The sequence below is a fragment of the Geminicoccus harenae genome, from assembly GCF_019800005.1.
Classification (GTDB): Bacteria; Pseudomonadota; Alphaproteobacteria; order Geminicoccales; family Geminicoccaceae; genus Geminicoccus; species Geminicoccus harenae.
This window is the reverse complement of the sequence record NZ_JABGCL010000022.1, coordinates 53,323-76,599: the sequence shown is the minus strand read 5'-3', so window position 1 is coordinate 76,599 and position 23,277 is coordinate 53,323. Positions and strand designations below refer to the sequence as shown.

At 70.6% G+C, this 23,277-nt stretch carries 22 protein-coding genes; 15 read left to right on the top strand and 7 right to left on the bottom strand.

The features are described 5' to 3' along the window. Nucleotides 1–236: 236 nt before the first annotated feature. Genes HLA95_RS19215 through HLA95_RS19205 form a run of 3 tightly spaced genes read left to right on the top strand, consistent with a single transcriptional unit; the run spans nt 237 to nt 3,108 of the window. Nucleotides 237–1,295, top strand: coding sequence for a TRAP transporter substrate-binding protein (locus HLA95_RS19215; protein ID WP_191057605.1), 1,059 nt, complete (start codon nt 237–239; stop codon nt 1,293–1,295). Continuing rightward, a complete protein-coding gene (locus tag HLA95_RS19210; protein WP_191057604.1) occupies nt 1,292–1,792 on the top strand; it encodes a TRAP transporter small permease in 501 nt (166 codons plus the stop codon). Before HLA95_RS19215 ends, HLA95_RS19210 begins: the two co-directional genes overlap by 4 nt. Continuing rightward, on the top strand, nt 1,789–3,108 hold the full coding sequence (locus tag HLA95_RS19205; RefSeq protein ID WP_191057603.1) for a TRAP transporter large permease: 1,320 nt from the start codon (nt 1,789–1,791) through the stop codon (nt 3,106–3,108). The genes HLA95_RS19210 and HLA95_RS19205 overlap by 4 nt, the downstream gene beginning before the upstream one ends. A 1-nt stretch (nt 3,109) precedes the next feature. Here the strand turns inward: HLA95_RS19205 and pcaB are convergent, their stop codons facing one another. From pcaB to HLA95_RS19175, 6 genes are all read right to left on the bottom strand, one after another. After that, nucleotides 3,110–4,438 (bottom strand): 3-carboxy-cis,cis-muconate cycloisomerase, encoded by a 1,329-nt coding sequence (gene pcaB / locus HLA95_RS19200; protein ID WP_191057602.1) that lies wholly within the window; start codon nt 4,436–4,438, stop codon nt 3,110–3,112. Between the two features lie 19 nt (nt 4,439–4,457). Then, nucleotides 4,458–5,039 (bottom strand): protocatechuate 3,4-dioxygenase subunit alpha, encoded by a 582-nt coding sequence (pcaG, locus tag HLA95_RS19195; protein ID WP_191057601.1) that lies wholly within the window; start codon nt 5,037–5,039, stop codon nt 4,458–4,460. Nucleotides 5,040–5,044: 5 nt separating this feature from the next. Further along, nucleotides 5,045–5,743 (bottom strand): protocatechuate 3,4-dioxygenase subunit beta, encoded by a 699-nt coding sequence (gene pcaH, locus HLA95_RS19190; RefSeq protein WP_191057600.1) that lies wholly within the window; start codon nt 5,741–5,743, stop codon nt 5,045–5,047. Continuing rightward, nucleotides 5,740–6,153 (bottom strand): 4-carboxymuconolactone decarboxylase, encoded by a 414-nt coding sequence (pcaC, locus tag HLA95_RS19185; RefSeq protein ID WP_191057599.1) that lies wholly within the window; start codon nt 6,151–6,153, stop codon nt 5,740–5,742. The genes pcaH and pcaC overlap by 4 nt, the downstream gene beginning before the upstream one ends. Continuing rightward, entirely contained in the window at nt 6,146–6,940 is a 795-nt protein-coding gene (gene pcaD / locus HLA95_RS19180) for a 3-oxoadipate enol-lactonase (RefSeq protein WP_191057598.1), read from the bottom strand. Before pcaD ends, pcaC begins: the two co-directional genes overlap by 8 nt. A gap of 70 nt (nt 6,941–7,010) precedes the next feature. Continuing rightward, nucleotides 7,011–7,985 (bottom strand): replication protein RepA, encoded by a 975-nt coding sequence (locus HLA95_RS19175; RefSeq protein ID WP_191057597.1) that lies wholly within the window; start codon nt 7,983–7,985, stop codon nt 7,011–7,013. 553 nt (nt 7,986–8,538) lie between these two features. On the opposite strand from HLA95_RS19175, the gene HLA95_RS19170 reads away from it, so the two are divergent. The 11 genes from HLA95_RS19170 to HLA95_RS19120 all read left to right on the top strand — a co-directional run bounded on the left by HLA95_RS19170 (nt 8,539) and on the right by HLA95_RS19120 (nt 22,200). After that, a complete protein-coding gene (locus tag HLA95_RS19170) occupies nt 8,539–9,576 on the top strand; it encodes a ParA family protein (RefSeq protein WP_191057596.1) in 1,038 nt (345 codons plus the stop codon). Beyond that, nucleotides 9,573–10,475 (top strand): ParB/RepB/Spo0J family partition protein, encoded by a 903-nt coding sequence (locus HLA95_RS19165; RefSeq protein WP_222184201.1) that lies wholly within the window; start codon nt 9,573–9,575, stop codon nt 10,473–10,475. Before HLA95_RS19170 ends, HLA95_RS19165 begins: the two co-directional genes overlap by 4 nt. A 237-nt stretch (nt 10,476–10,712) precedes the next feature. After that, the gene (locus HLA95_RS19160; RefSeq protein WP_222184199.1) at nt 10,713–12,641 is read left to right on the top strand and encodes a methyl-accepting chemotaxis protein; all 1,929 of its coding nucleotides are present in this window, start codon (nt 10,713–10,715) and stop codon (nt 12,639–12,641) included. Nucleotides 12,642–12,663: 22 nt separating this feature from the next. Then, a complete protein-coding gene (locus tag HLA95_RS19155) occupies nt 12,664–14,115 on the top strand; it encodes a chemotaxis protein CheW (protein WP_191061654.1) in 1,452 nt (483 codons plus the stop codon). Next, entirely contained in the window at nt 14,112–15,230 is a 1,119-nt protein-coding gene (gene cheB / locus HLA95_RS19150) for a chemotaxis-specific protein-glutamate methyltransferase CheB (protein ID WP_222184197.1), read from the top strand. The genes HLA95_RS19155 and cheB overlap by 4 nt, the downstream gene beginning before the upstream one ends. Beyond that, on the top strand, nt 15,227–16,093 hold the full coding sequence (locus tag HLA95_RS19145; protein WP_191061850.1) for a CheR family methyltransferase: 867 nt from the start codon (nt 15,227–15,229) through the stop codon (nt 16,091–16,093). Before cheB ends, HLA95_RS19145 begins: the two co-directional genes overlap by 4 nt. Then, nucleotides 16,086–18,056 carry a chemotaxis protein CheA gene (locus HLA95_RS19140; RefSeq protein WP_222184195.1) on the top strand — a complete coding sequence of 657 codons (1,971 nt, stop codon included), beginning with the start codon at nt 16,086–16,088 and terminating at the stop codon, nt 18,054–18,056. The genes HLA95_RS19145 and HLA95_RS19140 overlap by 8 nt, the downstream gene beginning before the upstream one ends. Beyond that, a complete protein-coding gene (locus HLA95_RS19135) occupies nt 18,053–18,292 on the top strand; it encodes a hypothetical protein (protein WP_191059866.1) in 240 nt (79 codons plus the stop codon). Before HLA95_RS19140 ends, HLA95_RS19135 begins: the two co-directional genes overlap by 4 nt. 93 nt (nt 18,293–18,385) lie before the next feature. Then, nucleotides 18,386–18,769, top strand: a complete 384-nt coding sequence (locus HLA95_RS19130) for a response regulator transcription factor (protein WP_191059867.1) — start codon at nt 18,386–18,388, stop codon at nt 18,767–18,769. Further along, on the top strand, nt 18,766–19,419 hold the full coding sequence (locus HLA95_RS19125; protein WP_191059868.1) for a chemotaxis protein CheX: 654 nt from the start codon (nt 18,766–18,768) through the stop codon (nt 19,417–19,419). Before HLA95_RS19130 ends, HLA95_RS19125 begins: the two co-directional genes overlap by 4 nt. A 114-nt stretch (nt 19,420–19,533) precedes the next feature. Continuing rightward, nucleotides 19,534–22,200 carry a hybrid sensor histidine kinase/response regulator gene (locus HLA95_RS19120; RefSeq protein WP_369076374.1) on the top strand — a complete coding sequence of 889 codons (2,667 nt, stop codon included), beginning with the start codon at nt 19,534–19,536 and terminating at the stop codon, nt 22,198–22,200. 73 nt (nt 22,201–22,273) lie between these two features. On the opposite strand, the gene HLA95_RS19115 is transcribed toward HLA95_RS19120, so the two are convergent. Then, nucleotides 22,274–22,588: an SWIB/MDM2 domain-containing protein gene (locus tag HLA95_RS19115; RefSeq protein WP_191059870.1), complete on the bottom strand. Its 315-nt coding sequence runs from the start codon at nt 22,586–22,588 to the stop codon at nt 22,274–22,276. Nucleotides 22,589–22,855: 267 nt separating this feature from the next. On the opposite strand from HLA95_RS19115, the gene HLA95_RS19110 reads away from it, so the two are divergent. Continuing rightward, nucleotides 22,856–23,272 (top strand): hypothetical protein, encoded by a 417-nt coding sequence (locus HLA95_RS19110; protein ID WP_191059871.1) that lies wholly within the window; start codon nt 22,856–22,858, stop codon nt 23,270–23,272. The last annotated feature ends 5 nt before the right edge of the window (nt 23,273–23,277 follow it).

The following is a 23,277-nucleotide window of genomic DNA, read 5'->3' as shown; positions in this document are numbered from 1 at the left end:
CTGTTGCCGGATGCGAAGTCTCGCGGATCGCCAGCGTGACCGGAAGGGGAAAGGTCCGTCCGTCATCCTCGGATGGATCGAGGCTCGGACGACCTGCCCGGACGGTGGCAGTCGCAAAGAACCGCCGGCATACTCGCCCGGACATAGTCGCGATGACGACGTACCGGCCTCCTGGCGATTTTCCTCACAGGAACCAGGCAGGACCGCAGAACAACGTTCATCAGGGAGGCCATTCGATGGACCGATCGAATTCCGGGCCGGGAACGACGCGGCGACGCCTCCTGGCACTGGCCGGCGGGGCAGTGGCAGCGCCGGCCATCCTGCGTGGGGGCCGGGCGCGGGCGACCGAGGTGACGCTGAAGCTGCACCATTTCCTGCCGCCCACCTCCAACTGCCAGGTCCGCTTCCTCCAGCCCTGGGCCGAGCAGGTGCTGGCTGAGAGCGACGGCCGGCTGCAGATCGACATCTATCCGGCCATGAGCCTGGGCGGCAAACCGCCCCAATTGTTCGACCAGGCGAAGGACGGGGTGGTCGACCTAGTCTGGACCCTGCCCGGCTACACGGCCGGCCGCTTCCCGAGGATCGAGACCTTCGAGCTGCCGTTCTTAGGCGCCAAGACCTCGGCGGTGAACTCCAAGGCGCTCCAGGACTTCGCCGAGCGGAACCTCGGACAGGAGTTCGGCGCCGTGCATCCGATCTGCTTTTGGGCCAACGACCAGGGCGTGATCCACAGCAAGACGCCGATCCGCCGGCTGGAGGACATGCAGGGCCGCAAGCTGCGCTTCCCATCGCGGCTGACCGGCGAGGCCCTGAAGGCGCTGGGTGCCGCCGCGGTGGGCATGCCCGTGCCCCAGGTGCCCGAAAGCATCGCCCAGGGGGTGATCGAGGGCGCCATCGTGCCCTGGGAGGTCGTGCCGGCGCTGAAGCTGCAGGAACTGGTCGCGGCCCATACCGAGTTCGCGGACGGCACGCCCACGCTCTACACCTCGGCCCATTGCCTGGTGATGAACCAGGACAGCTATGCCCGGCTGCCGGACGATCTCAAAGCGGTGCTGGACGGCCTGTCCGGGCAGGCGGCGTCCGCCATGGCGGCCAAGGCCTGGGACGACGAGGCGCCGGTCGCGCGCAAGCTGGCGGAAGAGCGCGGCAACGAGATCGTCGTGATCCAGCCGGACGAGACCGAGCGCTGGATCGAGGCGACCCGACCGGTCGTGGACGCCTGGGTCCAGGCGACCGAGGACGGTGCCGCCCTGCTGGAAGATGCCAGGGCCACGCTCGCCAAGTACGCGGCGTGACCGGCAATCAGGACGCCCACCCTGCCGGCCGGCTGGTCGAGGGGGTGACCAGGATCGTCGCCTGGTGCGGCGGGATCGTGCTGCTCCTGGCCGGCGGGATCGTGACTGCCAGCGTGCTCCTGCGCTGGCTCCTGGGCAGCGGCATCGACGGCGATTTCGAGATGATGGAGATGGCGACCGCGCTTGCCGTGTTCGCCTTTCTGCCCTTCTGCCAGGCAAGGCGCGGCAACATCATGGTCGACACTTTCACCGGCTGGATGTCGCCGCGCAGCAGGCGGCTTCTGGACGCGCTCTGGGACCTGACCTGGGCGGGGTTCGCGGCCCTGATCGCCTGGCAGGCGCTGAAGGGCGGGCTGGAGGAGATCGGCTACGGCACCACCTCGATGTCGGCCGGCATCCCGGTGGGGCCGGTGATCGTGGCGACCGCCCTGCTCGCCGGCCTGCTCGCGGCCGTGGCTCTGGTCACGGCGATCCGGCTGGCGACCGGACGGTCATGAGCGGTCTGACCCTGGCCTTTGCCGGCTTCGCCGTCCTCCTGCTGCTGATCGCCATCCGCATGCCGGTGGGCCTCGCCATGCTGCTCACCGGCAGTGCCGGCTATGTCGCCCTCTCGGGCTGGCCAGTCTTCCTCAACGCCATCAAGACCACGCCCTATTATCTCTTCGCCAATTATAGCCTCTCGGTCATCCCGCTGTTCGTGCTGATGGGTGCCTTCGCCGAGCAGTCCGGGCTGGCCCGCGACCTGTTCCGGGCGGCCAGCGGGTTCGTGGGCCATAAGCGCGGCGGGCTGGCCATGGCGGTGATCGGCGCCTGCACCGTGTTCGGCGCCATCTGCGGCTCGTCGGTCGCGACCGCCGCGACCTTCTCCCGGGCGGCCCTGCCGGAGTTCCGCCGCTTCGGCTATGCCGATTCGCTCGCGACCGGCACGGTCGTGGTGGGCGGCACGCTCGGCATCCTGATCCCGCCCTCGATCATCCTGATCGTCTATGCCATCACCACCGAGCAGAACATCGTCAAGCTGTTCGCTGCAGCGCTGATCCCGGGTTTGCTCGCGGCATTGTTCTACTGCGTCACCATCGCGATCCGGGTCCGGCGGCGGCCGGAGCTGGCGCCGGCCCAGGCACCGCATTCGGACGCCGAGCGCCGTGCCGGCCTGGCCAGGGTCTGGCCGGCGCAACTGATCGGCCTCGTGGTGCTGGGCGGCATCTATGGTGGGGTCTTCACGCCCACCGAGGGGGCGGCGGTGGGGGCCATCGCGATGCTGCTGCTGACCCTGGTGACGCGCCGGCTGGACCTGGCCGGGGTGATGCGCTGCCTGCTGCGCACCGCCGAGACCACCGGCATGATCGCGGCGATCCTCCTGGGGGCGGAGCTGTTCAACAGCTTCCTGACGCTTACCCAGATGCCCGGCATGCTCGCCCACTGGATCGCCGAGAGCGGACTGCCGCCCTATGGCGTGCTCGGCCTGATCCTGCTCACCTATATCGGGCTGGGTGCGGTGATGGACGAGCTCGCCATGATCCTGCTGACCCTGCCCGTGTTCTTTCCGGTGATAGCCGGGCTCGACTTCGGGCTGCCCCCTGAGCAGACCGCGATCTGGTTCGGCATCCTGGTGCTGATCGTGGTGGGCATCGGTCTGTCGGCACCGCCGATCGGACTGAACGTGTTCGTGGTCAGTGCGATCGCCGAGAGGGTACCCATCCGGGAAACCTATGCCGGGGTCCTGCCCTTCGTGCTGGCCGACCTGATCCGGCTGGTGCTGGTGGCAGCGATCCCGGCCCTGGCCCTATGGCCGCTGGCCCTGCTCCAGTGACTTACGGCGCACGCAGTGCCTGGACGATGGCTCGGGTTCGTTTCGTCGCGGCGGCCACGGTACCGTCCAGCCGGCGCAGTGCCGGCCAGTCGACCACCGGGCCCAGCGATTCCGCCAGCACATCGACCAGATGACGCCCCTCGGCCAGCGCCGTCTTCGCGGCGGCGGCGACCTGGGCTTCCGCCTCCCCCCGCGGCATGACCGCCGCCAGCGCGAACACGGCCGGCTCGGAGAACAGGAGGCCCGGTGCCGCGGTGGCGCGCTCCGTCATCGCTTCCGCGTCTACGACCAGATCCTGCAGCAGCGTCAGTGCGGTGCGCGAGGCGGCACCGGCTGCGACCAGCAGGTCCGGCAGGTTCAGCCATTCGGCGAGCCAGGCACTGCCGTCCCGTTCATGGGCATGGAGCAGGGCATGATGCATGGCGGCCACCCGCTCGGCACTGCTGCGCGCCAGTGCCACCAGCACTTCCCCGGCCACCGGGTTGGCCTTGTGCGGCATGGTCGACGAGCCGCCGCCGGAGCCGGGCCGGACCTCGCCGACCTCGTTCTGGGCGAGCAGCAGGACATCCAGCCCGATCTTCGCGAGCGAGCCGGTCACCAGGGACAGCCAGCCGGCGAGCTCGGCCACCGTATCGCGCGCGGCATGCCAGGGGGCAATGGCCACGCCCAGGCCCAGCTCACGGGCCAGGGCCGCCTCCACCTCGCCTCCCCTTTCCCCGAGCGATGCCGGATTGCCGCTGGCGCCGGCCAGGGACACCACCGCCAGGCGTGGCCGAAGCTCGGCCAGCCGGTCGAGGTGACGCCGCAGCGGTGCCGCCCAGCCAGCGGCCTTCAGCCCGAACGTGGTGGGTGACGCCAGCTGGAAGCGGGTGCGGCCGGCCATGATCGTGGCGGCGTGCCGCTCCGCCAAGGCAGCCAGCAGCTCGATGCTGCTGTGCAGCCTGCCGGCGATCACCTCCAGCACTTCTGCGATGGTCAGCACCAGGGCGGTGTCGACGATGTCCTGGCTGGTGGCGCCGAAATGGACATGATCCGCATGGGGCGCGCCTACCGCCTTGCGCAGTGCCTTCACCAGGGTCGGGACCGGCACCCCGTCCTTGGCCGTACCTGCCGCCAGCTCCGCGGGCTCGATCTCTAGGGCTACCGCCGTCGCGGCGATGGTGACACCGGCGGCTTCCGGGATGATACCTAGTTCGCCCTGCACGCGCGCCAGGGCCACCTCAACCTGGAGCATCGCCCGGATCCGTGCCCGGTCGTCCAGAAGCGCGCCGAGCGTCCCGTCGCCGAGCAGGCCGCCGAGCATGGCGGAATCGAAGGCCGAGACGCTCATCCGGCGGCAGCCTTTCCTTTCAGACGTCGAAGAACACGGTCTCGTCGTCGCCCTGCATCCGGATGTCGAAGCGGTAGAGGCCGGGCTCGACCAGGCGGGCGATCAGCGTGTCCCGGCGGGCCTGCGGCACCAGTGCCAGCACCGGGTCCGCCTCGTTCGCCGCCGCCTCATCCGCAAAATAGATCCGGGTGAACAGGTGCAGCAGCAGGCCGCGCATGGTCAGGATGACGTTCAGATGCGGCGCCTGCCCGTCATGGCCGCCCGGCTTGATCGTGTCGAACACGAACCGGCAGGCGGGATCGGCACCAGTCCCGCAGCGGCCGAACCCGTGAAAGGCGTTGTGGTCGTCAAAGGCGGCCGCATCGGGATAATGGCCATCGGCATCGGCCTGCCAGACTTCGACCATGGCATCCTCGATGGGCGAGCCGGCACCATCGAAGATCTGCCCGGCAACACGGACGCGCAGGCCCGGCGTGTCGTCCCGCGCGATCCGCCCATCCGCGAGCTGGTCGAAGTCGTAGCCATACTGCCGGGCGGTCAGGCCATAGGCGAAGAACGGCCCAAGCGTCTGGGACGGGGTCTGCCGGAGGCGATTGCTCATCAGGGCTATGCCTCCATCGGCGTCGCGTCCGGGCCGCGCAGCACGATGTCGAACTGGTAGGCCAGCGCCCATTCCGGCTCGGTCGCCTCGATGTCGAACCGGGCGATCAGCAGCTCGCGCGCGTCCACGGGCACGCTGTTGTGGATCGGGTCGAGCTGGAGCAGCGGGTCGCCCGGGAAATACATCTGGGTCACCAGCCGGCTGGCAAAGCCCTGACCGAACAGGGAGAAATGGATGTGGTTCGGCCGCCAGGCATTGGGGTGGTTGCGCCAGGGATAGGCGCCCGGCTTGATCGTGAGGAAGCGGTAGCGCCCCTCCCCGTCGGTCACGCAGCGGCCGGAGCCGCGGAAGTTCGGATCGAGCGGTGCGTCGTGCTGGTCGCTCTTGTGGACGTAGCGGCCGGCGGCATTGGCCTGCCAGACTTCCACCATCCTATCGCGGACCGGCCGGCCATATTCGTCCAGCACCCGGCCGGTGACGATGATCCGCTCGCCCAGGGGCTCGCCGTTGCAGCGGCCGTTCCGGGTGAGGTCGGCATCCTGCGCGCCGACCCAGCCGGCACCAAAGCGCGGCCCGCCGGTCTCGCCGAGCCGGTGCGGGATGCGGATCAGGGGTGATTTCGGCCCGCGCAGGCTGGTGGACTTGTAGCCCGGGTCGATCAGGCCCGGCTGGACATCCCGCTGGAGCCGCGAAAACCCGCTCATGGCGCTTCTCCTTCCCCGGCCTCCGCCGCGGCCAATTCGGCATAGACCTGCTTGGCCAGCCTGATCGCGCTGTTGGCCGCCGGCAGGCCGGCATAGAGCGCGACATGCAGCAGCGCCTCGCGCACGTCCGCCTCGCTGGCACCGGTCTGGCGCGTCGCGCGGATATGCATCGCCAGCTCGTCGTGATGGCCGAGTGCGGCCAGAAGCGCGATGGTGACGATGGAGCGCTCGCGCGGGCTGAGGTCCGGCCGGCTCCAGACCGATCCCCAGGCCGAGCGGGTGATGAGATCCTGGAAGGGTGCGTCGAACGCGGTGCGGCTGGCGGCCGCCCGGTCGACATGGACATCGCCCAGGATCCTGCGGCGGACGGCGTCCCCGGTCCGTTCCAGCTCGGACGGGGCGTCAGCCACGGCCGAGCGCTTCGAGCTGGGCCCGGACGATCGCGGCCACCAGATCGGGTCGCTCCGCCGGCGGGATGTGGCCGGTACCCTCGATCAGATCGAAGCTGGCACCCTTGATCAGCGCTGCCGCCGCCCGGACCAGTTCCGGCGGAGTCGCCTGGTCCTCCGAGCCGACCGCAACGCGGGTCGGGATGGTGATCCGTGGCGAGAGCTCGCTGAGGTCGGCGTCGCGGACCGCCTCGCAGGCGGCGACATAGCCCTCGACCGGAGTCCGTTCCAACAGGGTGCGCCAGGCGGCCACCACCCCTGGCTGGTCACGCCGGAACGCGGCAGAGAACCAGCGCTCCATCACGGATTCCGAGATCGCGGCCAGGCCGCCCCCGCGCACGGCAGCGATGCGCGCGTCCCAGTTCGACGCCGGCCCGATCCGGTGCGCCGTGTCGAGCAGGACCAGGCCGGCCACCAGGTCCGGCCGGGTGACGGCGAGCGTCTGGCCGATCATGCCGCCGATGGACAGGCCCACCACCAGGGCGGCCCGGACCCGGAGCTGGTCCAGCACCGCGGCGAGATCGGCGCTGTGCGCTTCGATGGTGCGCGAGGCCGGCTCCAGCGTGGACAGGCCATGGCCGCGCTTGTCATAGCGGATCAGGCGGAGGCCTGCCGGCAGGCGGGGGAGCACGTCGTCCCAGACCCGCAGGTCGGTGCCGAGCGAGTTCACGAACACCACCGCCGGCCCGTCCGGCGGCCCGTTCTCGACGACGTTGATGCCGCCACCATTCACCGCGAGCTGACGCATGACCTCCCTTCCCCTGCCCTTCCGTTCACCCGAAGCCGGCGCCGGTTCTGACGTCAGAACCGCATAGGTTTCAGCGGGCCAGTGCGGTGGGCAGCTTCACCACGCTGCTGGAGATGGCGACCGCCGATCGCGACGGGCGCAGCACCAGGCCCCGGGCGGTCGCCTCGACATTGGCATCGGGATAGACCGCGACCACGTCCTTGAGCACTTCCTTCAGCCGGAAGGCCAGCTGCCGATGGCCGCTCTCGCTGCCGAAATGCTCGCCCAGCGCATGCCAGGGGACCATGGTCTCCTTCTTCATCGTGTGCAGCCGGTAGGCCAGCCAGACATAGAGGTCGAGCGCCAGGCTGGAGCTCTTCAGCTTGGCGATGGCTTCCTCGGACAAAGGCACGGCATGGTCGATCAGATGCTCGAAGAAGCTGTCGCTGAGCTTGACGTGCCGGCCCCACTCGCCGCCGCTGCGGAACATCTCGGTCTCGTCGCTGTCGTCCCGCCACAGATGCATGCCGTCCACGATGCGCTGGTCGACCAGATGCGCCTCGCTGGCGCTGCGCTCGAACCGCATGGTGAACTCGCACCGCGCGATCCGCAGGGCCTGCTCGCGCACCGGTGCATAGGACCCGCGCGGGCCGCCCGAGGTCCCCAGCCCCATCTTCTTCAGCCAGGACGCCATGGTGGGGCCCAGGTCGACGATCTGGCTGCGGTTGCGCACCGCCTCGGTCTGGAAATAGATCATGATCAGGCGCGCCTTGGTCCCGTACGGCACGCCGACGGTGAGGATCCGGTCGCGCAGCGGCAGGATGCCCGGGCGGATGACGAGCTGGTAGGCGCCGTTGCGGCGCACCCAGGGCTCGGTGGCGTTCTTGGGCTCGCGATGCGGCAGGGCCGCCTGGCAGAAGCCGGAATGGAGATAGTTGATCGCGTCCTGCTCGAGCAGCAGGGCGTCGTGAGCCGACTGGACCCGGCGGCGCTCCTTGGCCGTATCGGCTTCAGCGAGCAGGTCGTCCAGGCCGCGCAGGACCAGTTGACGATGTACTTCCGCCATGTCGCGTCAGCCTACCCCCAGCAACTGCCGGTGGAATGGTAAACACAAGGCCGGCAACATGAGAACCACCAAAGCCCGCCTCGCGAGTTCCGCCCTGCATATTCCGTATCAACTTCAGCGAAGGACGGCTGCGGCAGCGCAGCTCCTGCCAGGGTCCGCGGCGGTTCTGCGCCGGCCCTATCGGAAGATTCTGGATATAGGTTCTCTATAGGAATGTGTTTCGAATTCAGCGTGGATAACCCCGGTCTGCGTTTCGAATTCAGCGTGGAATCGGGGGCGGGCGCGTTTCGAATTCAGCGAGGGCCCGTTTCGAATTCAGCGTGGACAAGTGGCGGTGCGTTTCAAATTCAGCGTGAACAACCTGTGGAGCGAATCGCCGGCCGCCGGCTCGCCCTTCCGCCCGGCCGGACCGGCAAATCCTCGCTGAATTTGAAACGTTTGCGGCCTTTTCGGCACGGCGGCGACATCAACCGTCAACCGTCAACGTTGACCGTTGACGGACCCGGATGGCCCGACCATCCTCCGCCACCACGCATACGACGGGAGGGGGCGGATGCAGGGCGAGGTGATGCGGGCGCTGCGGCGCGAGCTGCGGCTGAGCCAGGCCGCCCTGAAGGACATCCTCAACACCCGGCTCGGCCGGAGCTACGACAAGCCCAGGGTGAGCCGCTGGGAGAACAGCCGCGAGCCGATCCCGGACGACGTGGCGGCCGAGCTGACCACCTTGGCGAGCGGCCGGGCGCGCGAGGCCAGGGTGATCGCACTCGCCAACCAGAAGGGCGGGGTGGGCAAGACTACCAGTGCCTTGAACCTGGCCTATGCGCTGGCGAGCCGTGGGCAGCGGGTGCTCCTGCTCGATCTCGACCCGCAGGCGACCGCCACGGTGGCGCTCCTGGCGGGCGGTGCGGTCGAGGTCCATCGCCAGGGCCAGACCATCGCCAACGTGGTGCTGCAATCCCGTCCGCTGGAGGAGGCGATCCTGCCGGCCGGCAGCTCGATCGCCGGGCATCGCCCGCTGCCGTTCGACCTGGTGGCCAGCCATATCGAGCTGGCGGAAGTGGACAGCCGGCGCGAGCCCGGCCTGGACGTGGTGCTGCGCGAGAAGCTGGACGAGGTCCGGGCCAATTACGACTATATCGTGGTCGACGCGCCGCCCAATCTCGGCATGCTCACCTGGATGGCGCTGGCCGCCGCCCAGGACGTGATCATCCCGGTCCGCACCGAGCCCTACGACACGATGGGGGTGGGGCTGATCCTGGGCACGGTGAACAAGGTCCAGCGCCGGCTGAACCCGGGCCTGCGGCTGGCCGGGATCCTGCCGACCCAGTACAGCCGGCGCAAGGCGGTGGACCGCGAGGTGCTGGAGCATCTGGTGGTGGCCATGGGCGACAAGGGCATGGTGCTGGAGCCGGTGCCGGAGAGTGCGGTGTTCGGCCATGCGGCGCGCAACGGCCGGATCGCGCTGGAAGCCTCGGCCGGCACGCCGGCGGTGGCGGTCTACGAGCGGCTGGCGGCAGCGATCGCGGCCGGGGCGGACTGGCCGAAGGTGACCACGGAAGCAGCGCCGGGGGGGCAGGGGGGGCTGACATGAGCAGGCGCAGGCAGCAGCCATCCCCCATCCTGAGCACCACGGCCTCGCTGATCGGCGAGGCGTCGGGCAGCCTGGTCACGCGGGGCAGCCGGTTCCGCCACAGCTTCGAGGCGGCGATCGACCGGATCGAGCCGCATCCCGGCCAGGCGCGCACCCAGTTCGACCAGCGCGAGATCGAGGCACTGGCCGCGACCATGGCCGAGCAGGGCCAGCTCCAGCCGATCCTGCTCGCCCGGAACCCCAAGGCGAAGGACCGCTGGTTCATCGTCGCCGGCGAGCGCCGCTGGCGGGCGGCCAAGCATAATGGCTGGACCACCATCCTCGCCATCGAGCACGAGGGCAATGTCGAGGTCGCCTCGCTGATCGAGAATCTCCAGCGGGTCGACCTGACGCCCGTGGAAGAGGCGAGGGGGGTCCAGCAGCTCATCGGCGAGAAGGGCTACAACCAGACTACCGCCGCGGCGGCGCTCGGCAAGTCCAAGGCGGAGATCAGCGCCATCCTGCGCATCCTCACCCTGCCGGACGAGGTGCTCCAGGCGGTTCTGACGTCAGAACTGCGCATCGCCAAGAACGCGCTGATCGAGCTGGCCCGGGTCGAGGACCCGGCCGCCCGGGACCGACTGATCGGGCTGGCCCGACAGGGCACGCTCACGGTCCGGGCGATCCGCGCGGCGCAGGACCAGGACCAGGACCGGCCGGACGGCAGGAAGGACGAGGCGGTGCGGCAGCGGCGCACGGCCGCGGACGGCGCGGTGCCGATCCGGCTGGTCGACCGCCTGAGCCGGGACATCCTGGCAGCCCGCAATGCCGGCCGCAGCCTGGCCCCGGCCGAACGCGCGCGGCTCGCCCGCCTGCGCGACGGGATCGACCAGCTGCTGAAGAGCAGGCCCGGGTCGTGAGAGGCCGGTCGAGGCTGCCCGGGATTATTGGTGATGACTTGCAGGCGGCACGATGATGCCGTGTCGGAACTTGCCTGTGTCTTGCGCGGCGGCCCGGTGCAAAGCGTCCCGGACGCCACGGCTTCGGCACGCCAGCGGCCTGCGCGACGGCGGCCCGGCATGGGCAAGCCCGCGGATCCTGCCTAGTCTCGGCAACGACGAACCCGCCGCAGCGGTCCCCAGCAAGCGGAAGCGATCATGGCACTGGTAAAGACGTCGGCCCTGGCGGGCAGGGAGCGGGCGCCCGCCAAGCCCGAGGCCGAACCGGCCGCTGCCGTGCCGGCCTCGCCTGTGCGGCAGCGCGCGCCGCGTGCGGCCGGATCCACCGAGAGTGCCGTCGAGCGCATCGGTGCCGCCACGGAGGAACTGGCGAGCGGCATTGCCGAGGCATCCACGGCGGCCGAGGAACTCGGCCGGGCGATGGAGCAGATCGCCAGTGCGGCCGAGGAGGCGGCCGGCGCGTCGCACCAGTCCCTGGCCGCGATCATGGGGCTCACCACCGCCTTCGGCCAGGCCCGCGAGCGGGCGGACCAGGCGCGCGCCGGTGCCCTGGCCCTGCAGGTGCAGCTGACGGAAGCCGCCGGCCAGATCGGCGCAACCGCCGGGGCGGTGGAGGCAAACGCCCAGCGCCAGCTCCGCTCGGTCGAGGTCATCGCCAGGCTGGAGCAGCAGGCGGGCGACATCGGCGAGGTCACCAAGGCCGTGGCCGACGTCTCGGACCAGACCAGCCTCCTGGCGCTGAATGCGGCAATCGAGGCGGCGCGTGCCGGCGACCATGGCCGGGGCTTCGCCGTGGTCGCCGACGAGGTCCGCAGCCTGGCCGATGTCTCGGAGCAGCGCTCGCGCGAGGTGCAGACGCTGGCCGACCGGATCTCCGGGGACGTGCGGACCATCGCCGACCGGATCCGCGCCACCGCGGCCGTCGCGACGGAGGAGGCGGCCGGGGCGCGGGCGGTATCGGCCGGGCTCGAGGTCGCCCGCACCAGCCTGGCGGCCCTGGTCGAGAGCAGCCAGGCGATCCTGTTGGCGGCGGTCGAGGCGGATGGTGCGGCCCGCGAGGCGCACGGAGGTGCGGAGAACGTCGCGGGTGCCGCCGAGGAACAGTCCGCGGCCACGGCCCAGGCGCAGCGGTCGGTGCAGCAGCAGAGCAGCGCGCTGCACCAGAGCCAGCGGGCAGCGGAAGCCCTGGCCCGGCTGGCGGAGCGCCTGCGATCGGAGGCTGGCGGCGCCGATCTGGCCCAGCAGCTCGGTGCGGCGGCCGAGGAACTGTCGGCGACGGTGCAGGAGCTGGCCAGTGCCGCCGGCGAGATCCTGACCGCGATCGACCAGATCAGCCAGGGTGCCCAGGTCCAGGCGGCGGCGACCCAGCAGTCCAGCTCGGCCATGGCGCAGATCCAGAAGGCGGCGACCGCCACGGGCGAGGCTGCGGAACAGGCACTGGCCGGCATCGAGGCGGTGCAGGCCCGGCTGGAGGACAGCCGCCGGTCGGTGGTGAAGCTGACCGATGGGGTCGGCGCCGCCCTGACCGAGACCGGCGCCATCCTGGGCCTGGTCGAGGCGCTGGAAGACGCCGCCCGGCAGATCGAGAAGATCGTCGACAGCATCGCCATGATCGCCGTGCAGACGACCATGCTCGCGGTGAGCGGCTCGGTGGAAGCCGCACGGGCCGGCGCGCAGGGGCAGGGTTTCGCCGTGGTCTCGGCGGACATCCGCAGCCTCGCCCGGGCGTCCGCCGACAATGCCGACCGCGCCAAGGACCTGGTCCGCCTGGTACAGGTCCAGGTGGCGACGGTGCGCCGCGACCTGGAGCAGATCGCCATCTATTCCGAGACGGAGATCCAGAAGGGCCGGCTGATCAACGAGCGGCTGGCCCTGCTGGAGGCCACCGCCGAGAGCCTGCGCGCCGGCAATGCCGAGATCGCGACCTTTGTCGGCACGGTCATCGGCAGCACCCGCGAGGTCCTGTCCGGCGTCCAGCAGGTCGCGGTGGCGGCGGAGGAATCGGGTGGTGCCGCCGCCCAGGCCGCGACCGCCGCGCGGCAGCAGGCCACCGGTGCGGAGAACCTGGCAGCCGCGATCGAGGAGATCGCCCTGCTGGCCGACGAGCTCCAGCAGGCGGACGCCTGACTTGGCAGGATCGCCCCGTCCGTTGCGTCCGGGAGAGGATCAGGCGCTGACGTTTCGCGTCGGCGGGGCGCGCTTTGCCGTGGCCGCGGGCGCCATCGCCGAGGTGTTCCGCCGGCCGAAGATCACCCGCGTTCCCCATGCGCCGCCGAGCCTGGCCGGCGTGGCCAACCTCCGTGGCGCGGTGGTGCCGGTGATCTCGCTCTCCAGGCTGCTGGGGCAGGAGGAAGCCCCCGCCACGGCGGCATCGCGGCTCCTGCTGCTGGAGCTGGACGAGCCGGTGGGCGTGGCCGTGGACGAGGTGGGGGCGCTGACCCGGCTGGATGCCGGCGCGCCCGGCATGGCGGGAGCACGGCCGGGCCAGCTTCATGCCCAAAGCGAGGGCGCCGTCCGGCTGGTCGACCTGAACGAGCTCCTGCGGCAGGACTTCGCCGCACTGACCCGGCGCGGCCAGGGGGCGAAGGTGGCAGCACCGGCCCCGGATGCCCCCGGGCCCGCCGCCCAGGAACGGGTGTTCGTGACGTTCGACCTGGCCGGCCAGGCCTATGCGCTGCCGATCGCGGAGGTCGGCGAGGTCCTGGCCCTGCCGCCGCACATCCTGGCCCTGCCCAAAAGCGACGCCGCGATGCTGGGCGTGGTGACGTTGCGCGAGGCCCTGCTGCCTGTGGTCTCGCTGCGGGTCCTGCTGGGCTTCGTGCCGGAAGCGCCCGGGCGCGATGCCCGGATCGTGGTGGCGCAGGTCGGGGCGGCCCGGATCGGCCTGCTGGTCGACCGGCTGCAGGTGATCCTCCGCGTCCCGCCCGACCGGGTGGCACCGGTGCCGGCCGTGCTGAACCGGGGGGCGGGGGAGGCGCGGATCCAGTCCATCTGCCGGCTGCCGGGCAAAGCGGGCCTCGTGTCGATCCTGTCGGCCGAGCGCCTGTTCCGGGACGACACCGTGGCCCATCTTCTCGCCGATGGGCGTCAGCAGACGGAGTTGGGCATGGGCGCGGAGGCCGGCGCGCAGGAGCGGATCGTGGTGTTCCGGCTGGGGCAGGAGGAATACGGGCTGCCGGTGGCCGCCGTGGACGAGGTGCTCCGCCTGCCGGCGACGCTGACGCGGGTGCCCCGGGCACCCGGCTTCATCGAGGGGGTGATGAACCATCGCGGCAAGGTGCTGCCGATCATCGAGCAGCGCCGCCGCTTCGGCGTGGCGGGGGAGGGCGCCGGGAGCCGGCGGCGGGTGATCGTGACCACGATCGGCGACCGCCAGGCGGGCTTCGTCGTCGACGCCGTGTCGGAGATCCTGAGCGTGCCTGCGGACCGGCTGCAGCCGACCCCGGACCTGGCGGCCGATGGCAGGCGGATGTTCGACCGCGTCGCCAATCTCGACCTGGCTGGCCGCATGGTCCTGCTGGTCGATCCGCAGGAGCTCCTGGATCGCGCCGAGCGCGACCTGCTGGCGGCGCTGGATGGCGGAGGTCTCGCCAGCTCGTGACCCGCCTGCTCGTCGTCGACGATTCCGCCCTGATGCGCCGGCTCCTGGGCGAGCTGTTCACGCACGCCGGCGGCTTCGAGATCGCCTTTGCCCGCGATGGCCTGGACGCCCTGCGCCAGCTCCACGAGTTCCAGCCCGACGTCGTTACCCTGGACGTCCACATGCCGAAGCTGGACGGGCTGCGCTGCCTCGACCGGATCATGGTCGAGCGCCCCTGCCCGGTCGTGATGGTCTCCGCCATGACCGCGGAGGGGGCCGAGGCGACGCTGGAGGCGCTGAGCCTGGGTGCGGTCGACTTCATCGCCAAGCCCGGCGGGGCGATCTCGCTGAAGATGGACCTGTTCGGGCCGACTCTGGTCGAGAAGGTGCAGGCCGCGGCGCGGGCCCGCCTGCCCAAGGCCCGCCGCCTGGCCGAGCGCCTGCGGCTGCACCGCGCCGAGCCCAGGCCGCGGCTGCGGCCGCCACCCATGCGGCCCGCCCCCGCAGCGCCGGTGGGCCTGCCGGACCTGCCGCCTTTGCCGGCCCTGCCGGGCGAGATCGAGGGGGCCGTGGTGGTGGGCTGCTCCACGGGCGGCCCGCCCGCCCTGGACGCCCTCCTGGCCCCCCTGCCGGCGGACTTCCCCTGGCCGATCCTGGTGGCACAGCACATGCCGGCCAGCTTCACCGGGCCGCTCGCCCGGCGGCTGGACAAGCTCTGCGCCCTGACCGTCCGGGAGGTGACGCATCCGGTCCCGCTCGCACCCGGCCATGTCTATATCGCCCGGGGCGAGGCCGACCTGATCGTCGGCCGGCGGCCGGCCGGGCTGATGGCGCTGCCGGCCCCTGCCCAGGCCGAGCATCGCTGGCATCCGAGCACCGATCGCTTGGTGACGAGTGCCATGGAGCCGGTCGGGGCCAGGCGCCTGGTCGGCATCCTGATGACCGGCATGGGCAATGACGGTGCGGCCGCCATGACCGTCCTGCGCCAGGCCGGCGGGCGCACCATCGCCGAGGCCGAGGAAACGGCGGTGGTCTGGGGCATGCCGGGCGAGCTGGTGCGCAACGGCGGGGCCGAGTTCGTGGTCCCGCTGGACGGGATCGCCGCCTGCCTCCTCGACCTGGTCCCGGCGCGATGAGCAGGCCGGACCTGCCGGACGAGCCCCATGTCCTGAGTGCCCAGGAGCTGCAGCTCCTGGGCGACTTCCTTTATGCCGAGACCGGCATGATGTTCGGCGAGGCCAAGCGCTACTATATCGACCGCCGGCTGGCCGAGCGCATGGCGGAGACCGGCCTTTCGACCTTTGCCGCCTATTTCGCCCATCTGCGCGCCAGCCCTGCCGAGACCGAGCAGCTGATCAACCGGTTCACGGTCAACGAGACCTATTTCTACCGGGAACAGCACCAGCTTCGCTGCCTCGGCCGCGACCTGCTCCCGGAGATCGTGGCCAGCCGGGGGCCGGGCGACAAGGTCCGGATCTGGTCGGTACCCTGCTCCACCGGCGAGGAAGCCTATTCGATCGCGCTCTGGCTGCTCGAGAACTGGCGGATGGTGGACGCCTACCATGTCGAGATCGTGGGGTCCGACATCGACACCCGCGTGCTGCGTGCCGCGCGCGCCGGCAGGTATGGCGAGCGCGCGCTGTCCCGCCTGCCGGAGGACGTGCGCCGGGCCTATTTCGAGCCGGTGGGGCAGGACCGCTGGCGGCTCATCGACGACCTCCTGGAATCGGTCACCTTCACCAGCGCCAACCTGGTCGACGCCGCGTCCATGGCTGCCAACGGCAGGTTCGACGTCATCTTCTGCCGCAATGTCCTGATCTATTTCGACGACGTCTCGCGCCGGCTGGCGGCCCACAACCTGTTCGACCGGCTGAACCCGGGCGGCTTCATCTGTCTCGGCCATTCCGAATCGATGATGCGGATCACCGACCGGTTCAGGCTGCGCCGCTTCCAGGATGCGATCGTCTACCAGCGGCCGGCCGGTCCCGCCGATGGATGAGCTTCTCCAGCAGTTCCTGATCGAGGGGCCGGAACTGGTGCAGCAGGCCGGCGACGCCCTCCTGGCACTGGAGCGGCGGCCGGACGATCCGGCCCTGGTCGACAGCGCCTTTCGCGCCGTCCATACCCTCAAGGGCTCGGCCGGTCTGTTCGACTTCCCGCCCATGGGCCTGGTCCTGCACGCCGCCGAGGACCTGCTGGGTGCCATCCGGGCCGGGCGGCGGGCGGTGGACCGCGACACGGTGGACGAGCTGGTCGCCGTGATCGGGCAGACCGACCGCTGGCTGGCGGCGATCGGCAGCACCGGCACCCTTCCCGAGGATGCCGGGGCCGCGGCCGCGCGCCTGGTGGCGACGCTGCGGGCACGCCTGAGCGACGGCCCGGATCATCCCGCATCCGCCGGGGGAGTACCCCCGGAGACGGACGCGGCCTGGATCCGGACGCTGCTCTCCAGCCAGGGGGACGCGGCGCTGCCGGATGGCGGTACGCTGGTGGCGGTGCGCTACCTCCCCGACCGCAACTGCTTCTTCCACGGCGACGACCCCGTGGAGATCGCCCGGCACGTCCCGGGCTTGGTCGCCTTGCGCGTGGCGCTGCAGGACGGGCAGCCGGACCTGGCGGCCTACGACCCGTTCGCCTGCAACCTCGTGGTCGAGCTGCTGTCCTCGGCCCCGCTGGACGAGGTGCAGGCCGCCTTCCGCTTCGTTCCGGACCAGGTGCAGATCCTCCCGGTGACAGTGCCCGCCACGCCCGCCGGGGACGGCCCCGCCGGGCGCAGCACACCCGAGGCGACCAGCCGGTCCCTGCGGGTGGATGCCAGCCGGATCGACGCCCTGGCCGAGATCGTGGGCGAGCTCGTGGTGGCGAAGAACGGGCTGGCCGAACTGGCGGCACAGCTCGCCGGCGGGCTCGACGCCCGGGCCGCGGCCACTGCCCTGGCCGACCGGCACGCCACCTTCGACCGGCTGGTCGGCCGGCTGCACCGCGCGGTGGTGAGCGTGCGGCTGGTGCCGATGACGCCATTGCTGCGCCGCTTCCCGCGCCTGGTGCGGGAAACCGCGGCGAGCCTCGGCAAGGAGGTCGAGCTCGTGGTGGAGGGCGACGAGGTCGAAGTGGACCGGTCGGTGCTGGACGGGCTGTTCGAGCCGCTCACCCACCTGTTGCGCAACGCCGTCGATCACGGGGTCGAGCCGGCGGAGCAGCGCCGTCGTGCCGGCAAGCCTGCCCGCGCCAGCCTGCGGCTGGTCGCCCGGCAGGCAGGCGATCACGTGGTGATCGAGGTGGCGGACGATGGCCGCGGGATCGACCCGGCCACGATCCGGCGGGTCGCTGCCGAGCGGCAGGTCATGGGCAGCGAGGCGCTCGCTTCCTTGCCCGACGACGCGGTGCTCGACCTGGTCTTCCGGCCGGGCTTTTCCACCGCGTCCGCAGTGACCGACGTTTCCGGCCGCGGCGTCGGCATGGACGCCGTGCGCACCGCGATCGGCCAACTGGGCGGCAAGGTGGCGCTGGCGAGCCAGCCGGGCCTCGGTACCACGGTCCGGCTGACCCTGCCGGTGAACCTGGTCCTGGCGAAGGTCCTGCTGGTGTCGTGCGCCGGCGAGACCTATGGCGTGCCCATGGACAGCGTCGTCGAAACCGCCCGCATCCCGAAGGATCGCCTGCTGCCCGTGCGTGCCGGCTTGGTGTTCTTCCTGCGCGACCAAGCCGTGCCGCTCCTGCCACTGGCCGACCTCCTCCATGTCCCGGGCAGTGTAGAGCGGCAGGAGGATCAGCTTGCCCTGGTGATCCGGGCGGGCCCCAATCTGGTCGGCATCGGGGTCGACGGGTTCCTCGGCCATACCGACGTCCTGCTGCGGCCGATGACCGGCCTGCTCGCGACCATGCCCGGGGTGCTAGGCACCACCATCCTGGGTGATGGCCGGGTGATGATGGTGCTCGATCCCGTGGAGCTCGCCGGATGACCGTGCGGCTCGTGGACGGGGTGATCCGCCTGGAAGGGGCCTGCCCGGTCGAGGAGGCGGAGGCCCTGCTGGCGCTCGTCCAGGAACGGCCGGACCGGCCGGTCGACCTGTCCGGCTGCCGGCACCTGCACGGCGCGGTGCTCCAGGTCCTCCTGGCGTTCCGCCCGCCGGTCCAGGGGCAAAGCGAGGATGCCTTCCTCCGGGACTGGATCCTGCCTGGCTTGCAGCGGCCATGAGCGGCCATGCATGGCCTGATCGGCGGCAATGCGCTTATGTCGGCCGGCTTGCTTCGCCACCCTTTGCGGCGTCTCATCGGAGCTAGGAGAAAAATGGAGACCAGGATCCTGATCGTCGACGACAGCAAGCTCGCCCGCATCGTCGTGGGCAAGGCGGTGGCCGCCTTGCAGCCGGACTGGGTCCGCATCGAGGCCGCCGATGCCGACCAGGCCCTGACCCTGCTGGAGGAGGGGGGCGTCGACGTCGCGGTCGTCGACTTCAACATGCCCGGCCGCAACGGGCTGGAACTGGCCGAGGAGATCCGCACGCGCTTTCCCGAGATGCCGGTGGCGCTGGCCACGGCCAATGTCCAGGACGAGGTGATCGCGCGCGCCCGGGCGGCGAACATCGCGTTCGTCAGCAAGCCCATCACCGAGGAAGGCTTTCGCGGCTTTCTGTCCGGTGCCGCCCTCAAGCTCCGCTCGGCACGCCGATGATCGGGACGAGCATCGCCTTGGAGGAGCTCGAGCGCGACGCGCTCACCGAGCTGGTGAACATCGGCGTGAGCCGGGCCGCCGTGAGCCTGCGGACGATGGTGGGCGAGCAGGTCTTCCTTTCCGTACCCTCCCTGCAGGTCGTGGACCGCATGCTGGCGGCGACGCTCATCCGGGAGCGGGAGTGCGCCCCGCTGATCGCGGTGCGCCAGGACTTCGAGGGCGCGTTCTCCGGCCGGGCCCTGCTCATCTTCCCGGAAGCCAACAGCCTGGAACTGGTGCGCGCCGTCACCAGCGACGAGCTGTCCGGCAAGGAGGCCCGGGAGATCGAGGAGGAGGCCCTTCTGGAAACCGGCAACATCGTCCTCAATGGTTGCCTGGGCACCATCGCGAACATGCTGCGCAAGCCCTTGACCATCTCCTTGCCGCAACTGCTGCGAGGTGATAGCCAGCAGCTTTTCAACGCATCGACATCATCGACCGGTCATGGGGTGGTGTTGTTTCTCTACATCAATTTTGCGATCAGCGATCGTGACATTCGTGGCTATATTGCGATGATCATGGACCTGCCGTCGCTTCAGGCCCTCAAGGCCCTGATCACCGAGTTCATCGAGCACATCATCGGGCCGGAAGGTGGGGCTCATGAGGGCTGAGCCGGTCGACCCTTCGGGCGGGCAGCGGATTTGGTGAAGCAATCGGGGTCTCAGCTCGGTCCACCCGCTCCTCACACCGCCGCGCTCGCGAGGTTGCGGTCGCTGTGCGGGCCGTTGCTCGACAGCCTGGCCTGCTCCGGCCAAGCGGTCGCGGTCGCCGATCATCGGGCGGCGGGCCAGCCGCTGATCTTCGTCAATGCCGCCTTCGAGCAGCTCACGGGCTATCGGGACCACGAGATCCTGGGCCGCGACTGGCGCCTGCTCCGCTCGGCCGATGCCGATCCTGCCGCGCTCGCTGCGCTCGAGGCGGCCGTGGCAGAGGCCCGCCCGGCCACGGTCGAGCTGTGCCATGCGCGCAAGAACGGCGAGACCTTCCAGGACCGGCTGCACCTGGCACCGATCCGGGACGAGACGGGGGCCGTCTTCTTCTGGCTGGCCATGCATGCCGAGGTGACGGCTGCCTCGGACCGGCAGGCGCCCGATTCCCGGCACGAGCTGCTCCATGGCCAGCCCGACGTGGCGACCGAACATGCCCGTCGCGCCAGGAAGGTGGCGCGGGCCGCGGGCGGGTGGGAATGGGACGTGCCGGGTGAGCGGCTCTATGCGGATGCCCGGTTCGCCGAGCTCTACGGGATCGCACCGGGTGCCGCCGCGGCCGGCCTGCCCACGAACGCCTTCTTCGCGCCGGTCCATCCGGCGGATCGCATGCGGCTGCGGATCGCGGTGGCCGGCATCATGCACGGGGCGGACATCTTCGCGAAGGACTACCGCATCATCAACCCGGACGGCTCGGTGCGCTGGGTGGCGGCACGCGGCGGTGCCAGGCGGGGGGCCGACCATGAGCTGCTGCGCTTCGAAGGCATCCTCACCGACATCACGGACCAGAAGCGGGTCGAGGAACAGCTGCGCATCGTCCAGACCGCGGGCGGGGTGGGGACGTTCGAGCATGTGAGCGGGTTCGGGACCGTCACCGTGTCCGACCAGTTCTGCCGGCTGCTCGGCCTGCATCCCTGCGAGGCCCTGCCGGTGCGCACCGTGAACGCGGTGGTCCATCCGGACGACCCGCCGCTCATCGGCGGCCAGGGCGACGATCCCTCCTACCGGGAGTTCCGGGTCGTCCATCCCGAAACCGGGGAGCTGCGCTGGCTGGCCCGGCGCGGTGAGCATCGCGACGAGGGCCATGCCCTGGGCGTCCGCTTCATCGGCGCGATCTACGATGTCACCGCCGCCAAGGAAGCCCAGGAAAAGCTGCGCCAGTTCGCCGAGACCCTGGAGGCCCGGGTCCGCGAGCGCACCAAGGAGCGCGACCGCGTCTGGAACAACTCGCGCGACCTCTTGGCGGTGGTCGGCGAGGACGGCATCCTGTGCTCGGTCAGCCCGTCTTGGACGGAGGTCCTGGGCTACCAGCCGGACGAGCTGGCCGGGCGGCGCGCCTTCGATCTGCTTCATCCCGACGATGTCGCGATGAGCCAGGCGGCCTTCCACGCCGCTGTCCAGGGCCACGGCCTGACCGACTTCGAGACGCGCCTCCTGCACCGGGACGGCACCACGCGCTGGACGTCCTGGCATACCTCGCACGAGGACGGGCTGGTCTTCGCCTATGGGCGTGACATCACCCTGGAAAAGGCCAGGGCGGAGGAGCTGCGCCGGGCCGAGGAGCAGCTGCGCCAGGGGCAGAAGATGGAGGCGATCGGCCAGCTCACCGGCGGGATCGCCCACGACTTCAACAACCTGCTCCAGGCGGTGTACGGCAATCTGGACCTGATCCGCCGCAAGCCCCAGGACAGCGCCAGGGTCGGCCGCTGGGCCGAGAACGGCCTGCAGGCGGCCGAGCGGGGGGTCAAGCTGACCGCCCAGCTTTTGGCCTTCTCCCGTGCCCAGCGGCTGGAACTGCGGCCGGTGGCGGTGGCAGCATTGCTGCGGGGCATGGAGGACATGCTGACGCGCACGCTCGGGCCGATGGTGCGGGTCAGGCTGGACCTCATGGCAGGCGAGCACGGCGTGTTCGCCGACCCGACCCAGCTCGAGATGGCGGTCCTGAACCTCGCGATCAACGCGCGCGACGCCATGCCCGACGGGGGCAACCTCACGATCGAGACCCGCCTCCATACCGTCGCCCATGATCTCGAGCTCGCACCCGGCGACTATCTGGCGCTGCGGGTCATCGACGACGGCATCGGCATGTCGGCGGAGGTGAAGGCGCGCGCCTTCGACCCGTTCTTCACCACCAAGGACGTGGGCAAGGGCACCGGCCTGGGCCTGAGCCAGGTCTATGGCATGGTCCGCCAGGCCGGCGGTGCCACGCGCATCGAGAGCACGCCCGGGGAGGGCACGGTGGTCACGCTCCTGCTGTGCCGGGCGGAGCTCGCCTCTGCCGCAGCCCGGCCGGGCGACGAGGGCAGGGCGGACGACACGGCCGCCAGGGCCGCGACGGTGCTGGTGGTCGACGACGATCCCGACGTGCGCTGCTTTCTCGCCAACTCACTGGCCACGCTCGGCTATCGCGTGGTCGAGGCCAAGGATGGCCATGCCGCACTGCAGGTGCTGGACGAGGTGCGGCCCGACCTCATGCTGGTGGACTTCGCCATGCCCGGCATGAACGGGGCCCGGGTGGCGAGCATCGCGCGCACGCGGCAGCCGGACCTGCCGATCGTGTTCGCGAGCGGGTATGCGGACACGGCCGAGATCGACGCCGTCGGCATGGGCACGACGGTGCTGCGCAAGCCGTTCCGGATCGAGGAACTGGAAGCCGCCATCGTGAGCGCCCTGGCCCGCGGCTGACGGGCGCCCATCCCCGGAGAATGCCCGGCCCGGCCGGGCAGCATCCCCAAAAGATGGCGGCGGTCCGGCCGGCCTAGCTCAGGTGGCGGGACAGGTGCTTGTTCATCTCGAACATGGTCACCTTCTTCTTGCTGAACACCGCTTCCAGCTTGTCGTCCGCCATGATCTCGCGGCGGTTCTCCGGGTTCTGGAGCTGGTGCTGCTTGATATATTCCCAGACCTTGCTCACCACCTCGCTGCGCGGCAGGGGATCGGCGCCCACCACCTCGGCCAGCTCCTTGGAGGGCTTGACCGGCTTTTGCAGCGCGTTCGGCTGCTTGCCGCCGGCCGCCTTCTTGGCGCCGCCTTCATCCGCTGCGGATTTGCCCTTGGTCGTCTTGCTCGGCATGGCTGTCGTCCTTCTTGGCTCGGCTCCGGCGCCCGCGAAGCCCGCTCTTCCGGCACCGGCACTGTCCTGCCAGGAGAAGAGGCCGCTACACGAGGAAAATACGTCACGAGCCGCAGGTTCCTCACCCCCTGTTGCGCGGGATGGCCCCTGTTGCACGGGAGGCAGGCGAGGGAACGCAAGGGAGGCTCCGGCGCTGCTTTGGTGGAGCGGGGGATGCCGTGCTGCATCCCGAAGGACGTCCACTAAAAAGCATGAAGGGCCACCACCATGTTCGGCAATCTCGACTGGCGCTGGATCGGGATCGGCGTGGCGATCATGTTCGGGCTGAACATCCTGGCGAGCCTGATCCTGGTGGCGCTGATGGGCGACAGCCTGCCCCCGACCACCGCCGACCCGCAGGATGCAGCAGAGGCCCTGGGCGGCGGGCGTCTCCTCCTGGGTGCCCTGATTGGCATCGCCAGCTTTGCCATCGGCGGCTACATCGTGGGCCGCAAGTCGCCCGGGCGGACGATCCTCGAGCCCGGCATCTCCGCGGCGATCGCCGTGCTGATCGGCCTGCTGCTGAGCGGCGCCTTCACTCTGGGCAACCTGCTGACCGCCGGCCTGCTGCCGTTCCTGGCCGCCCTGCTGGGCGGCTATCTGGGCGAGCGGCAGCAGACACGGCATGTGGTGGTCGACCGGTAGGCCCC

Coding starts and splice junctions, on each gene's coding strand:
- HLA95_RS19145 (WP_191061850.1), top strand. CDS start 15,227: ATGAGCAGGCCGGACCTGCCGGACGAGCCCCATGTCCTGAGTGCCCAG.
- pcaD (WP_191057598.1), bottom strand. CDS start 6,940: ATGCGTCAGCTCGCGGTGAATGGTGGCGGCATCAACGTCGTCGAGAAC.
- HLA95_RS19165 (WP_222184201.1), top strand. CDS start 9,573: ATGAGCAGGCGCAGGCAGCAGCCATCCCCCATCCTGAGCACCACGGCC.
- HLA95_RS19140 (WP_222184195.1), top strand. CDS start 16,086: ATGGATGAGCTTCTCCAGCAGTTCCTGATCGAGGGGCCGGAACTGGTG.
- HLA95_RS19215 (WP_191057605.1), top strand. CDS start 237: ATGGACCGATCGAATTCCGGGCCGGGAACGACGCGGCGACGCCTCCTG.
- pcaB (WP_191057602.1), bottom strand. CDS start 4,438: ATGAGCGTCTCGGCCTTCGATTCCGCCATGCTCGGCGGCCTGCTCGGC.
- HLA95_RS19160 (WP_222184199.1), top strand. CDS start 10,713: ATGGCACTGGTAAAGACGTCGGCCCTGGCGGGCAGGGAGCGGGCGCCC.
- HLA95_RS19175 (WP_191057597.1), bottom strand. CDS start 7,985: ATGGCGGAAGTACATCGTCAACTGGTCCTGCGCGGCCTGGACGACCTG.
- HLA95_RS19205 (WP_191057603.1), top strand. CDS start 1,789: ATGAGCGGTCTGACCCTGGCCTTTGCCGGCTTCGCCGTCCTCCTGCTG.
- HLA95_RS19170 (WP_191057596.1), top strand. CDS start 8,539: ATGCAGGGCGAGGTGATGCGGGCGCTGCGGCGCGAGCTGCGGCTGAGC.
- pcaH (WP_191057600.1), bottom strand. CDS start 5,743: ATGAGCGGGTTTTCGCGGCTCCAGCGGGATGTCCAGCCGGGCCTGATC.
- HLA95_RS19115 (WP_191059870.1), bottom strand. CDS start 22,588: ATGCCGAGCAAGACGACCAAGGGCAAATCCGCAGCGGATGAAGGCGGC.
- HLA95_RS19130 (WP_191059867.1), top strand. CDS start 18,386: ATGGAGACCAGGATCCTGATCGTCGACGACAGCAAGCTCGCCCGCATC.
- HLA95_RS19125 (WP_191059868.1), top strand. CDS start 18,766: ATGATCGGGACGAGCATCGCCTTGGAGGAGCTCGAGCGCGACGCGCTC.
- HLA95_RS19135 (WP_191059866.1), top strand. CDS start 18,053: ATGACCGTGCGGCTCGTGGACGGGGTGATCCGCCTGGAAGGGGCCTGC.
- HLA95_RS19110 (WP_191059871.1), top strand. CDS start 22,856: ATGTTCGGCAATCTCGACTGGCGCTGGATCGGGATCGGCGTGGCGATC.
- pcaG (WP_191057601.1), bottom strand. CDS start 5,039: ATGAGCAATCGCCTCCGGCAGACCCCGTCCCAGACGCTTGGGCCGTTC.